Below are 13886 nucleotides of genomic sequence, written 5' to 3' on the forward strand. Positions count from 1 at the left end.
GGCATCAGCAACGCGCGCAGCCCGGCGAAGCTGTCGGCATTCACCAGGCCGACCGCGACCAGTTCGCCAAGCGCATTTTCCAGCTCGGTGCGCAGCAGGCGCACCTCGTCCATCAGTTCGTCGAAGAACAGCGCGCCGTGCCTCGCCAGCGCATCGCGAACCAGCACGGCGCGGGAGGACAACTCGGGCTCCGGGGCGTCCATCGCCAGCACGTTCCACTCGGCCAGGTGCCGGCGCGGCAGCAGCACGATGGGCGTGCCGCGAACCGGCCCGCCACTGGCGCGCAGGCGGCCGGCTAGACGAGTCCAGACGACGCGTCCGGAACGACAGAGGTCGTCGAGCCAGTTGATGCCGTAGTCGCGCACCCGCGCCGGCAACAGCTCGCCTTCCCAGGCAGCGGCGGCGGCCTGGAAGCCTTCCAGCTGGCTGATCACGCCGCCCAGAGCCTCGGCGCCGCGCGTGCGGGTGTCCGCCGAAACATGCTGCCAGTCGAACAGGAAGCGCATGAAATCGCTGAGTTCGACCGGCTCGATCTCCCGGCGCAGCCGTTTCACCGTGTAGCGATGGATGCGCGCCAGCAGGTGCCGCTCGCACCACTCCTCATCCGGCGCACCCGGCGTGAAGCGCCCCCGCAGTACGTAGCCTTCGGCCTCCAGGCGGGTCAGCGCCAGCGCCACGGCGGAGGCCGGCTGCGCCAGGCCGCGGGCGATGCGGTCCAGCGGCAACGGGCCGAAACCGGTCAGGCGCGCGCGCACCACCTCGAGCAGCGCGTCCTCTTCGCTGCAGTCCTCCTCGAAGCCGGGCAGCACCTGCAACGGCGGCTCGGGCAACGCGGTGGGATAAAGGATGCGGAACAGCGCCAGCCGCTCCACCGGCAACCACAGGCCGTCGCCCTGCGTCACCGGTATCCGCGCGGCGCGGCCGGCGCGGGCGAGTTCGGCGAGCAGCGCCGGCCAGCGTTCGTCGCGCTGCGCTTCGGCGTCGCCGATGCAGGCCAGGCCCATCAGCGCTTCGTGCATTTCGTCGGCGTTGCGCGCCTGCGGCCAGGCCTCCTCGGCCACCGCCTGAATGGCGCCGATATCCAGCGCGCCGAGGTCATCGCTGGATTCGGGGTCCGTCCAGCGTCGGTTGAGCACGGCCTGGGTACGGCGTTCTTCCAGCGGCGCGTCGTCGAGGAAGGCATACGGCCGCGCGCCGAGGGTCTCCATCGTCAGCGGCGACGGCGCCGGCAGGTCGCGGGCGATCAGGCGCACCTCGCCGCTCTCCATGCGCCGCAACAGCGCCAGCCAGGCGTCCGCATCCATCGCCTCGTGCAGGCAGTCGTCGAGGGTCTGCTCGACCAGCGGGTGCTCCGGCACCTCGCGCTCGCCGACGATGTTCTCCAGGCAGGCGACCTGGTCGGGGAACACCGTCGCCAGCAGGTCCTCGCTCTTCATCCGCTGCAGCTGCGGCGCAACCTTGCGCCCCCCGGCCATGCGCGGCAGCGCCAGCGCGGTGGTGGCGTTCCAGCGCCAGCGCACGCCGAACAGCGGAGCGTCGAGCAGCGCCTGGATCAAGACGTGCTCGGCGGAATTGGAATGCAGGTAGCGCCACACCTCATCCAGAGGAAAGCTGTGGCTGGTGGACAGCGAGAGCACGATGGCGTCTTCGGTGGCCGCCGCCTGCAGCTCGAAGTTGAAGGTGCGACAGAAGCGCTTGCGCAGCGCCAGGCCCCAGGCGCGGTTGAGGCGGCTACCGTAGGGCGAATGGATGACCAGTTGGGTGCCGCCCGATTCGTCGAAGAAGCGCTCCATCACCAGTGTGCGCTGGCTCGGCAGCGTGCCCAGCGCCGAGCGCGCGCGGGCCAGGTACTCGACGATCTGCCGCGCCGCCGGCTCCGGCAGGCCGAGTTCGTCGATCAGCCAGTCGAGGGCCAGCGCCAGGCGCGAGGGCTCCTGATCGTCATCGGGCAGGCCGCGTGCGGCTTCGGCGAGGGCCAGGCGACGGTCGATTTCCTCACGCAGGCGCGCCACGCCGGCGGACAGCTCATCGCTGCGCCCCGGCGCCTCGCCGAGCCAGAACGGGATGTTCGGCGGTTGGCCCTGGGCATCCTCGACGCGCACCCTTCCCGGCTCGATGCGGATGATCCGGTAGGAGGCGTTGCCCAGCTGGAAGATGTCCCCGGCGAGGCTTTCTACCGCAAAATCCTCGTTCACCGTGCCGATGTTCAGCCCGGCCGGTTCCAGCAGCACGCCATAGTCGGCGTTGTCCGGAATGGTCCCGCCGGACGTCACCGCGGTGAGCTTGCCGCCACGCCGCCCACGCAGGGTCCGGCTCACCGCGTCGCGGTGCAGGTAGGCGCCGCGCGCGCCGTGGCGGCTGGTGTAGCCCTCGGCGAGCATCGCCAGCACCGACTGGTAATGCGCCCAGTCCAGCCCGGCGTAGGGTTCGGCACGGCGGATCAGGGCGAACAGCGCGTCCTCCTGCCACTCCTGGCTGCCGACCTCGGCGACGACCTGCTGCGCCAGCACGTCGAGGGGCGCCCGCGGGATCACCAGCGTATCCAGTTCGCCGCGGCGCACGCAGTCCAGCAGCGCGGCGCACTCGATCAGGTCGTCGCGGGAATTGGGAAACAGCCGGCCCTTGGGCGTGCCGCCGACATGGTGGCCGGAACGCCCGACGCGCTGCAGGAAGGAGGAAATCGAGCGCGGCGAGCCGAGCTGGCAGACCAGCTCCACCTCGCCGATGTCGATACCCAGCTCCAGCGACGCGGTGGCGATCAGCACGCGCAGTTCGCCGCGCTTGAGACGCTGCTCGGCGTCCAGCCGCGCCTCCTTCGCCAGGCTGCCGTGGTGCGCGGCGACCGCCGCGTTGCCCAGGCGCTGGGTCAGGTGGCGGGCGGCGCGCTCGGCCATCCGCCGCGTGTTGACGAACACCAGCGTGGTGCGGTGTTGCTCCACCAGCGCGGCCAGGCGGTCGTAGACGCCTTCCCAGACGTCGTTGCTCATCACCGCCTCGAGCGGCACCGGCGGGACTTCGATGGCCAGATCGCGGGGCCGGTCGTGGCCGATATCGACGATGGCGCAGGGTCGCGGCGCGCCCGCCTCCGCGGACGAGGGCTCGGCTGCCTGGCGACCGGCGAGGAAACGCGCCACGGCCTCGATGGGCTTTTGCGTGGCCGACAGACCGACCCGCACCAGCGGCCGCTGGCAGAGCGCCTCGAGGCGCTCCAGGGACAGCGTCAGGTGACTGCCACGCTTGCCGTCGGCGATGGCATGGATCTCGTCGACGATCACGCTGCGCGTGCTGGCGAGCATCCGCCGCCCGGATTCCGAGCCCAGCAGCACGTAGAAGGACTCCGGCGTCGTCACCAGGATATGCGGCGCGCGCTTGCGCATGGCAGTGCGCTCGGCCTGCGGGGTGTCGCCGGTACGCACCGCGGTGCGGATATCCACGTCCGGCAGACCGAGGGCGGCCAGCTCGGCGGCAATCCCGGCCAGTGGCGTTTCCAGGTTGATGCGAATGTCGTTGGACAGCGCCTTGAGCGGCGACACATAGACCACGCGGGTTTCGTCGGGCATGTGCCCGCCGTTGGCCAGCGCTTCCTGGACCAGTTCATCCAGGGCGGCCAGGAACGCCGTCAGGGTCTTGCCCGAACCGGTGGGCGCCGCCACCAGCGTCGACTGCCCGCCACGGATCAGCGGCCAGGCCGCGTGCTGCGCCGGTGTGGGCGCGGGAAACCGGCGCTGGAACCAGGCCGCCACCGCGGGATGGAAACCGGCCAACGCCTCGATCGGGGAATGCTCGTTCATCCGACGAATATGGTGGCGCGCCGGGCCAGTCGCAAGCGCTGTGCGGGACGCTTCGTCGGTTGACGACGCTCCGTCGGCGCTGCGGAACCCTTCGGTAGGCGCAGGTTTCTACCCTACTCTCGCCGCAACCTGGAGGCCGCCATGACCACTACTCCCGTGGAAATCGACAACGCCATGAAACTCGCGACCGAAGCCTTCCTGCCGCTCGGCTGCGTGACCAGCGTAAACACCGAGGACGACAGCTTCGGCTTCACCGTGATGAGCGAAGGCGGCAGCGAACTGCTCGGCGTGCCGCACGTGCCGCGCACCCAGTATTCCGACCCGATCCGCCTGGCCGGCGTGTTCATGCAGGCGCGCCAGGACCTGAAGAAGAAAGGCGTCGAGCTGGAAGACTGGGAGATGCCCTTCATCACCGACGACAGCGCCATCCCGGAAACGCCGCCGAACTATTGAGGCTCATCGGGCAGTTTTTTTCCGATGCAATGACCGGTGGGTAACGCCGCGAGGACCTCGCCGCCCTGCCCGAACCCATCGAGTCGCGGCTTTACCCACCCTACGAAACATCGCCCCCCCCGAAACCCCGAACCCGACCGTAGGGTGGGTAAGCGGCCCAGCTCGAAACCGGCAACGCCGCGAATGCCATTGCCGCGTAACCCACCAGGCGTAGTCCCGGCGAAACGCCGCCCGGTGGGTTACGCCGCGAGGACCTCGTCGTCCTGCCCGAACCACTCGAGTCGCGGCTTTACCCACCCTACGAAACATCGCCCCCCGAAACGCCGAACCCGACCGTAGGGTGGGTTAGCGGCCCCGCTCCATATCTGCAACACCGCCAATCCCTACCGCCGCGTAACCCACCAGGCGGCATCCCGCCGAAGCACAGTCCCCCTCACACCTGCGACAAAGGCGGCGCGACGCTTTCCAGCGATTTGCGCTCCGCCGCCACGCCCCACACTGCCTGGACCACGCCGCCCGCCAGCATCAGCAGCGCGCCGATGGCGTAGCCGATGAAAACGTTCTCGCGGCTGGCGCTTTCGATCAGTTGGCCGAACAGCAGCGGGCCCACGATGCCGCCCAGGCCGGTGCCGAAGGCGTAGAACACGGCGATGGCCAGGGCGCGTATTTCCAGCGGAAAGGTTTCCGCCACCGTGAGATACGCCGAGCTGGCCGCCGCCGAGGCGAAGAAGAAGATCACCATCCAGGCGATGGTCTGCTGCGTGGCGTCCAGCAGGCCCTGGCGAAACAGCCAGCCGCTGGTCAGCAGCAGGACGCCGGAAAGGATGTAGGTGGAACTGATCATGATGCGCCGGCCGATTACGTCGAACAGCCGGCCGAGCAGCAGCGGCCCGCAGAAGTTGCCCAGGGCGAACGGCAGGATGTACCAGCCCACCCGCTCGCTGGGCACGCCGTAGAAATCGCTGAGCACCAGCGCGTAGGTGAAGAAGATCGCGTTGTAGAAGAACGCCTGCGAGGTCAGCAGCGTCATGCCCACCAGCGCGCGTCGGCGATGGCGGGAAAACAGCGTATGCACCACTTCGCCCAGCGGCGTGTGATCGCGGCCGCGCAGGCGCAGGCGCTGTTCCGGCGGCACCGGGGCCAGCCGATGGCCGTGCTGGCGAAAGCGCTGCTCGATGCTCTCGACGATCCGCGTGGCTTCGTCCGGCTGGTTGTGGATCAGTAGCCAGCGCGGGCTTTCCGGCAGCCACAGGCGCATCAGCAGGATCAGCAAGCCCCACGCGGCACCGAGGCCGAAGCACAGCCGCCAGCCGAGGTCGCCGCCGGCCACGCTAGCATCGAGCAGCAGCACCGAGGCCATCGCGCCCAGCGCGGCGCCGATCCAGAAGGTGCCGTTAATCGCCAGGTCGACCCAGCCGCGAAAGCGCGCCGGGGTGAACTCCTGGATCGTCGAGTTGATCGCCGAGTATTCGCCGCCGATGCCGGCGCCGGTGAGGAAGCGAAACGCCAGGAAGCTCCAGAGGCTCCAGGAAAATGCCGTCGCCGCGGTCGCGCCGACGTAGACGATCAGGGTGATGAAGAACAGCTTGCGGCGACCCAGGCGGTCGGCGAGCCAGCCGAAGAACAGCGCACCGATCACTGCGCCGGCGATGTAGGCGCCGCCGGCGAGGCCGATGTCGGCATTGCTCAGGCGCAGCGCCGGGCTGTCCTTCAGCGCGCCGGCGACGGAGCCGGCGAGCGTCACCTCCAGGCCGTCGAGCAGCCAGGTGATACCCAGAGCGATCACCAGCAAGGTGTGGAAGCGCCCCCAGGGCAGGCGGTCCAGCCGCGCCGGCAGATCGGTCTCGTAGACGCGCTCGGCGTCGATGCTTTCGGGGCGGGGCTGCGCTGACGTCATCGCGAACTCTCGCTGGCGGACCGACGCGATAACCGCCCGGCTGATGAAGCTCAGAGCCGCCCGGCGCCCCGGGAGTTCGACGGCCATCGGAAAGCACGCCCGGCGTGCGTATCGGCCTAATAACCGCTGAAACTTTCGTTATGCCAACCGGTCGGTTCAAGAGGCCCCACGCGATTCGAGCGTCGGCCGAACGCTCCCTGGAGGGACCAGCATGAGCAACCTGGCTCGACCGATTGCCGCCCTACCCATCCGTTTCGATGACCTGCTCGCCCGCTTCCGGCAGGTCCGCACCCTCAGCGAATCGATCTGCGCGCCCTTGCAGGTCGAAGACCACGTCATCCAGAGCATGCCCGACGTCAGCCCGCCCAAATGGCACCTGGCGCACATCAGCTGGTTCTTCGAGGCATTCCTCCTCAAGCCCTACCTGAAGGGCTACCGCTCGCCGGACGCCGCCTACGACCACCTGTTCAACTCCTATTACGAAACCCACGGCACGCCGTTCCCGCGCGCCAGCCGCGGGCTGATCTCGCGACCGGGCGTCGCCGACGTCTATCGCTTCCGCCACCACGTAGATCACTGCATGGGCGAGCTGCTGAGCAACCCGCCGGCGGAGTTCGCCGCGGAGATCGCCCGACGCGTGGAGCTGGGCCTGCAGCACGAGCAGCAGCACCAGGAGTTGCTGCTGATGGACATCAAGCACATCCTCGCGCAGAACCCGCTGCACCCGGTCTACCGCAGCGACCTGCGCCCGGCGCCCGGCGCCACGGCAGGCTCGGTGCAGCGCTGGCACGACTATCCCGGCGGCCTGCGGCAGATCGGCCATCCCGGCGGCGAATCCTTCGCCTTCGACTGCGAGCTGCCGCGCCATCGACAATTCCTCGAGGACTTCAGCCTCGCCAGCCGCCCGGTGAGCAACGCCGATTACCTGGCCTTCATGCTCGACGGCGGCTATTCGCGCTCGGACTTGTGGCTCTCCGACGGCTGGGCACAGGTCAAGCAGGCCGGCTGGAACGCGCCGCTGTACTGGCTGCGCCACGACGACACCTGGCACGAGATGACCCTCGGCGGGCTGCGGCCGCTGGACCTGCATGCGCCGGTCTGCCACATCAGCTTCTTCGAGGCCGACGCCTATGCGCGCTGGGCCGGGGCGCGCCTGCCCAGCGAAGCGGAGTGGGAGATCGCCGCCGCCGAGCAGCCGGTGCGCGGCAACTTCCTCGACAGCGACCACCTGCAACCGGTGGCCGACCTCTCCGGAGACGGCCCGCGCCAGTTGTTCGGCGACGTCTGGGAATGGACCGCCAGCGCCTTCCGCCCGTATCCCGGCTTCCGCCCGCTGGAGGGCAGCCTCGGCGAATACAACGGCAAGTTCATGTCCGGCCAGATGGTCCTGCGCGGCGGCTGCTGCGCGACCCCGCCGGAGCATGTGCGCGCTACTTACCGAAATTTTTTCTACCCCCACATGCGCTGGCAATTCGCCGGCTTCCGCCTGGCCAAGGAGATTTGAGCATGGCTCTCGCCGTTCGCTTTCACGATCAACGACAGTGCGAGGCCGGTGCCTCCCTGCGCGACGAGGCCCTGGCCGGCTTTGCTGCGAAGACCAAGCAGATTTCGCCGAAATTCTTCTATGACCGCCGCGGCTCGGAGCTCTTCGAGCAGATCTGCAAGCAGCCGGAGTACTACCCGACCCGCACCGAAGAGCTGATTCTCAGCCGCGCGGCCAACGACATCGCCGAGATCGCCGGCCAGGACGCCAACCTGGTCGAGCTGGGCAGCGGCGCCAGCCGCAAGGTGCGCCTGCTGCTCGAGGCGATGCACCCGGCCAGCTACCTGGGCATCGACATTTCCGAGGACTTCCTGCTCTCCAGTACGCGCCGCCTGGCGGCGGATTACCCCTGGCTGGAAGTACATGCCTCCTGCGCCGACTTCTCACTGCCGATGACCCTGCCCGACGGCTTCGACGGCGCGCATCCGCTGGCGTTCTTTCCCGGCTCGAGCATCGGCAATTTCAGCCCCGAGGAAGCCCTCGCGTTCCTGCGCAACCTGCACGAGCTGCTGCCCGCGCAAGGCGGCCTGCTGGTGGGCGTCGACCTGGTGAAGGACAAGGACTTGCTGGAGGCGGCCTACAACGACGAAGCGGGCGTGACCGCCGCGTTCAACCTGAACCTGCTGCAGCGCATCCGCCAGGAGCTGGACAGCGACATCGATCCGGATCGCTTCATCCACCACGCGTTCTTCAACGAAGCGGAATCGCGCATCGAGATGCACCTGATCAGCCCGCAGGCGCAGGACGTAACCATCGAAGGTCGGCGCTTCCACTTCGAACGTGGCGAGAGCCTGCACACCGAGAATTCCTACAAGTACACCCCGGCCAGCTTCCGCGACCTGGCGGGCAGCGCGGGATTCAAGGCGGTGGCGATGTGGACCGACCCGCGCGAGCTGTTCAGCGTGCATTACCTGCAACGCGACTAAGGCACGGCGGTGGGAACGCAGGGTGCGCGACCGCACCCTGCGAAGCTGCGGTTATCAGGCCGCGAGACTGTCGAAGACTTCCGGCACCAGCGCCGCTTCGCCCTTGGCGTCGAGCTGGCTGCGTGCGCCCTGCGGGTCCGGGCCATCGCTGTCGAGCAGATCCAGCAGTCGCATGCCGCGCTCGGTGAGGATGAAATTCACCCCGTTGCCGCCCAGCTCTTCCGGGCGCGGTTCGATGAAGCCGCCCTGCAGCAGTACGCCTTCGAGATCGCCCGCTTCCTTCTTCAGCGAGTCGACGTTGCCCACCGCTTCGCCCTGATTGGCCTTCTCGCCGGCCAGTTCTTCGGCGTAGACGCGGGGCGCGAAGTTCTTCCCGGAGGAGTCCTGCACCTCCAGCAGCAGCCGTTCGATCAGGTCCCAGTTGTAACTCATAGCCACCTCTCTTGGCGGATGTGCCATCGGGTTCATTACCTAATTCCGACTCGCGCCCACGGCCGATGGTTCGCGGCGCGCCCAGGAACAATGGTCGCAGCGCACCGGTCAGAGGCTAGGGTTCGCGCCGCCTGCAGCCCTGCCTTCCGTTCCCGGCGCGCCTTCGATCATGGAGTTTTCGATGCTGCGCCCCCTGCTTCCGCTGCTCATGCTGTCCGCCCTCGCCCAGGCCGACGAACCGCTGCGCATCGAGCGGCTGCAACGTTGCGAGGACCTGCTGAGCGAGCGCCCGGTTTTCTGCGCCGGCACCCGCGGCCTGGCGGCGGGCGAGGTGAAGGTGTTGCTCGGCGGCAAGGCACTGCCCGCCTCCGCGCTGCGCCGCGACGGAGATCGCCTGCGCCTGGACTTGGACGCCCAACCCAGCGCGCCGCTGTGGATCGAACAGGGCGACCGGCGTAGCAATCCGGTATGGCTGAGCATGGCCGGTAGCCATGTACTGGCGGCCAGGCCGAACGAAGTGGCGAAGAACATGGACGGCCTGACCACCTACGTCGATCTCGTCAGCCTGATCATCGAGGAGCGCTTCGACAGGCGTAAGGAAGCCGAACGCCTGGCGCAGAAATACGGCGCCAAGGTGGTGGGCGCCATCGCGCCCCTGAACACCTACCAGCTGCGCCTGCCGGCCGCCGACCTGGTGCAGCGCGACGCCCTCGTCCTGCGCCTGGGCAGCGAGGTCAGTGTCGACGCGGTGGTGGTGGAGGAATCCGCCCCCGAGGCCAGCGAGGCTGGCGCCGCCACCGAGCAGAAGCCGGACAAGGACGAATGGGCCGCCAACCGCTTCCTCGACGCGGTGAATTACTACCAGCGTCGCGTTCCGGCGAAACAGGCGCCGATCCAGGCGACACCGATCCGCATCGGCATCATCGAACGCGACGTCGATTTCGACGCCGCCGACTTTTCCTCCTACCTCGCCCCCTGCGACCCGCAGCGGCGCACCTGCCTGTACGCCCGCGACGCCGACAAGCCCGACGGCCACGGCAGCACGGTCGCCGGGATTCTCGCGGCGAGCTGGAACCAGGGCGGCAACACCGGCTTTCTCAGCGGCCTGGACGGCGCCAGCCGAGGCTTCGAGGTGATCGTCGAGCGCAACTCGGACGCCGGCATCACCGCCAACGTCGCCGCCTCGGTGAACCTGGTCGAGGACGGCGCGCGGGTGATCAACTGGAGCTGGGGCATCCACCGGGTAGGCGCGAAGAACGTCGATGGCGACGAGGTGGATTCGCTGATCCGGTCCGGCCTCGCCATGGGCGGCTACGAGGAACTGCTCGAGGAGTTCTTCCTCTGGCTGCGCAAGGAGCATCCCGACGTGGTGGTGGTGAACTCGGCCGGCAACGGCTCGTCGTTCTCCAGCACCGACGAATACCGGCTGCCTTCCTCGTTCGTCACCGACCAGTTGCTGGTGATCGGCGGCCACCAGCGCAGCGAACGCGACGACGTGGCGGTCGACGATCCGGCCTACGTGGTCAAGCGCGCCTCGTCGAACGTCGACATGCGCGTGGACATCACCGCCGCGGCCTGCACCCACGCCTCGACCCTGCGTGCGGACGAAGTCGGCGAGGTGCATTGCGGCACCTCCGACGCCACGCCGATGGTCAGCGGCGTGGTCGCCGCGATGCTCTCGCTGAACCCGAGCCTGACGCCCGCGCAACTGCGCATGCTGCTGCGGCGCAGCGCCATGACCATCGGCGGAAACTACGATTTCGAGCCCATGGACGCGGACGACCTGACCGCGCCGATCCTGCCCTCGGAGCGCAACTACGAGCTGCGCAACAAGGACGTCGGCCGCTCCGCCCGGCTGGACATGCAGAAGGCGCTGGACCTGGCGGTGCAGAGCAGGGATCGGGTGCGCTGAACTTTACCCGAGCGGCGGCGATCCATTTTTTGGGACCAGACCGAAAAGGAGTTGCCCATGAAAAGCCTGATTTGCCTGACCGCCAGCGCGGCCCTGTTCGCCGCGACGCCGATCTTCGCCGAGTGCACACCCGAGCAGGCGACTGCGAAGGCCGAACAACTGGCACAGAAGGTCAGCGCAATTACCGAGAGCAATCCGCAGAAAGCCAAGGAGATCAACGACGAGCTGAAAGCGATGAAACTCAAGAACACCACCGACGGCATGCCCGACGAGTGCGCGACCTATGACCGTCGCCTGAAAGAGTTCGACGAAGCGGACCGCAAGACCGAATAACGCCGCGACACCGCCTTGCGTGCACAAGGCCCCTCCCGATCACGCAGCGCCGTTGCGGCGCTGCGATCGCACAACTCCAGCCCCGCTTATTCTTCCGCCGGCTTGCGCTTCTTCAGCGGCGCCAGGCCGTCCTGGCTGACCAGCGTCGACGCCGCCGGGCGCTTGGCCACCGGCTTGCGTTTCGCCGGAGCCTTGACCGCGCCCTTCTTGTCGTCGGTCTTTTTCTTCTTCACGCCGACCGCCTTGCCGGACGCCTTGACCTTCTTAGGTCCCTGGTAGACGCCCTTGAGCTCCTTGATCACACGGCGTTCGAAGCGCTGCCTGAGGTAGCGCTCGACGCTGGACATCAGGTTCCAGTCGTTGTGGCAGATCAGCGAAATCGCCAGGCCGTCGTTGCCGGCGCGACCGGTGCGGCCGATGCGGTGCACGTACTCGTCGCCCGAACGCGGCATGTCGAAGTTGATCACCAGGTCCAGGCCCTCCACGTCGAGCCCGCGGGCGGCGACATCGGTGGCGACGAGGATCTTCACGCCGCCCTGCTTCAGGCGGTCGATGGCCAGCTTGCGGTCCTTCTGGTCCTTCTCGCCGTGCAGCACGAAGACCTTGTGGTCGCTGGCCACCAGGCGCCCGTACAGGCGGTCGGCCTGGGCGCGGGTGTTGGTGAAGATGATCGCCTTCTGGTACGTCTCGTTGGCCAGCAACCAGTGCACCAGGCGTTCCTTGTGAGCCGGATCGTCGGCCGTGATGATCTGCTGGCGAGTGCCTTCATTGAGCTCGCTGACGCTGTTCAGGCGCAGGTGCTGCGGATCGCGCAACACCGCGGCGACCATCTCGCGCAGGCCGTTGCCGCCGCTGGTGGCGGAGAACAGCAGGGTCTGCGCGCGGTTCGCGCATTCGTTGGCCAGGCGCTGAACGTCGTCGGAGAAGCCCATGTCGAGCATGCGGTCGGCTTCGTCGAGGACCAGCAGCTCGACCTCCTTCAGATCGAGGTTGCCGGCGTTGAGCTGCTCGATCAGCCGCCCCGGCGTGCCGATCAGCACGTCCGGCACCTTGCGCAGCATCGCCGCCTGGTACTTGAAGTCCTCACCGCCGGTGACCAGCCCGGACTTGATGAAGGTGAACTGCGAGAAACGCTCCACTTCCTTCAGCGTCTGCTGCGCCAGCTCGCGGGTCGGCAGCAGGATCAGCGCACGGATGCGCACCCGTGGCTGCGCGTCGCCGATCAGACTGTTGAGCATCGGCAGCACGAACGCCGCGGTCTTGCCGCTGCCGGTCTGCGCCGTCACCCGCAGGTCGCGTCCTTCCAGGGCCGGCGGAATGGCCGCCACCTGGACCGGCGTCGGCTCGACGAATTTCAGCTCGGCGACGGCTTTGAGCAGGCGTTCATGCAGGGCGAATTGGGAGAACACGGGGCGTAACCTCGAAAAAAACGGAAACTCAGGCGCATAGCCTAACGGTTGTCGCGGCAAAAGGCCGCTTTTCTTCGGCGAGCGGCCCGCCTACGCGCGGTTGAGCCGGGCCTGCCTGCGCAACACCCGCGCGCTGTCGGCGGCGCTCAGCAGCACGGCCAGCCAGATCGGCAGGTAGGTCCACAGCTTCGCCTGGTCGAAGGGTTCGCCGAGCAGCGCCACCGATACCGCGAACAGCAGCACCGGCTCGCTGTAGCTCAGGATGCCGAACAGCCCGAGCGGCAGCAGCCGGCTGGCTGCCATCATCGCGGCGAAGGCCAGGGTGCCGAGCAGCGCGAACCCCGGCAGCAGCCAGATCAGCGCCGGCGCCTGGGTGAAGAGGTCCTGCGGGCCGTGGGCGACGATCAGCCAGATCGCCAGCGGAGCCAGCACCAGCATTTCCAGCAGAAATCCGGACAAGGCATCCAGTCGCATCCAGCGACGCAGCATGAAGTACGGCGGGTAGCCCAGCGCCGTCACCAGCGTCACCCAGGAAAACGCCCCGGTGACCCACAGCTCATGCAATACCCCGAGGCCCGCGCAACAGACGCCAAGGCGCTGCAACGGGCTCAGGCGCTCGCCGTAGAACAGCCTGCCCACCAGCACCATCGCCAGCGGCAGGAGGAAGTAGCCGAGCGACACCTCCATCATCTGCCCGGCCAGCGGCGCCCAGACGAACAGCCCCCACTGCACGCCCAGCAGTGCCGCAGCCAGCGGGCAGGCGAGCACCAGCAGCGGCTCGTTGCGCAGGCGGGTCAGGACCTGGCGGAATGTCGCCCACTGCCCCGTCAGCAGCACCAGGGCGAACACCGCGGGCAACGACCAGAGCACCCGCTGGGCGAACACCTGAATGCCATCCAGCGGCGACAACTGCTGGACATAGCCGGGCATCAGGGCGAACAGCACGGAGGCGGACAGGGAAAACGCGACGCCTTTGCCGGAGAGATTCACGAAGAGGATCGACCTGAGAGGGAACCAGAGCGAACGTCCGAGAGGTCTGCGGGCCCGTTCTTTCGCCAATGATAACAGTCACTTGAGCTGGCCGGGATGCCGCTCCTGTTTCCCCGGCGATGGCGCCCGGACCGCAGCGGCTCGTCGGAACGAAGCGCCGCCTCAGCGCGACACCAATCTCCTACCAGACGGGTCAACAT

Annotated in this window: 10 protein-coding genes; 5 read left to right on the forward strand and 5 right to left on the reverse strand. The window is 68.1% G+C overall.

Going from position 1 to position 13886, the window contains the following annotated elements:
- A partial coding sequence (locus B2X67_RS06800; protein ID WP_286785026.1) for a DEAD/DEAH box helicase occupies positions 1-3791 on the reverse strand: 3791 nt, incomplete at its 3' end.
- A gap of 141 nt (positions 3792-3932) precedes the next feature.
- Between B2X67_RS06800 and B2X67_RS06805 the strand changes: the two genes are divergently transcribed.
- The gene (locus B2X67_RS06805; RefSeq protein ID WP_090229696.1) at positions 3933-4244 is read left to right on the forward strand and encodes a hypothetical protein; all 312 of its coding nucleotides are present in this window, start codon (positions 3933-3935) and stop codon (positions 4242-4244) included.
- A 433-nt stretch (positions 4245-4677) separates the two neighbouring features.
- On the opposite strand, the gene B2X67_RS06810 is transcribed toward B2X67_RS06805, so the two are convergent.
- A complete protein-coding gene (locus B2X67_RS06810; RefSeq protein ID WP_286785027.1) occupies positions 4678-6141 on the reverse strand; it encodes an MFS transporter in 1464 nt (487 codons plus the stop codon).
- A gap of 211 nt (positions 6142-6352) precedes the next feature.
- Between B2X67_RS06810 and egtB the strand changes: the two genes are divergently transcribed.
- Positions 6353-7645: an ergothioneine biosynthesis protein EgtB gene (gene egtB / locus B2X67_RS06815; protein ID WP_286785028.1), complete on the forward strand. Its 1293-nt coding sequence runs from the start codon at positions 6353-6355 to the stop codon at positions 7643-7645.
- 2 nt (positions 7646-7647) lie between these two features.
- The gene (gene egtD, locus B2X67_RS06820) at positions 7648-8610 is read left to right on the forward strand and encodes an L-histidine N(alpha)-methyltransferase (protein WP_273229337.1); all 963 of its coding nucleotides are present in this window, start codon (positions 7648-7650) and stop codon (positions 8608-8610) included.
- Between the two features lie 54 nt (positions 8611-8664).
- Here egtD and B2X67_RS06825 read toward each other — a convergent pair whose 3' ends face one another.
- A complete protein-coding gene (locus B2X67_RS06825; protein ID WP_273229338.1) occupies positions 8665-9042 on the reverse strand; it encodes a transcriptional regulator in 378 nt (125 codons plus the stop codon).
- A 169-nt stretch (positions 9043-9211) separates the two neighbouring features.
- Here B2X67_RS06825 and B2X67_RS06830 point away from each other — a divergent pair, with 169 nt between their 5' ends.
- Positions 9212-10954: a S8/S53 family peptidase gene (locus B2X67_RS06830; protein WP_286785029.1), complete on the forward strand. Its 1743-nt coding sequence runs from the start codon at positions 9212-9214 to the stop codon at positions 10952-10954.
- A gap of 57 nt (positions 10955-11011) precedes the next feature.
- Positions 11012-11287 (forward strand): hypothetical protein, encoded by a 276-nt coding sequence (locus B2X67_RS06835; protein WP_273229340.1) that lies wholly within the window; start codon positions 11012-11014, stop codon positions 11285-11287.
- 86 nt (positions 11288-11373) lie between these two features.
- Here B2X67_RS06835 and B2X67_RS06840 read toward each other — a convergent pair whose 3' ends face one another.
- Positions 11374-12696 (reverse strand): DEAD/DEAH box helicase, encoded by a 1323-nt coding sequence (locus B2X67_RS06840; RefSeq protein WP_286785030.1) that lies wholly within the window; start codon positions 12694-12696, stop codon positions 11374-11376.
- 90 nt (positions 12697-12786) lie between these two features.
- The gene (gene rarD / locus B2X67_RS06845; protein WP_273229342.1) at positions 12787-13686 is read right to left on the reverse strand and encodes an EamA family transporter RarD; all 900 of its coding nucleotides are present in this window, start codon (positions 13684-13686) and stop codon (positions 12787-12789) included.
- Positions 13687-13886 lie beyond the last annotated feature (200 nt).

Source organism: Pseudomonas sp. UBA3153 (genome assembly GCF_002364635.1).
Lineage (GTDB): Bacteria > Pseudomonadota > Gammaproteobacteria > Pseudomonadales > Pseudomonadaceae > Pseudomonas_O > Pseudomonas_O kuykendallii.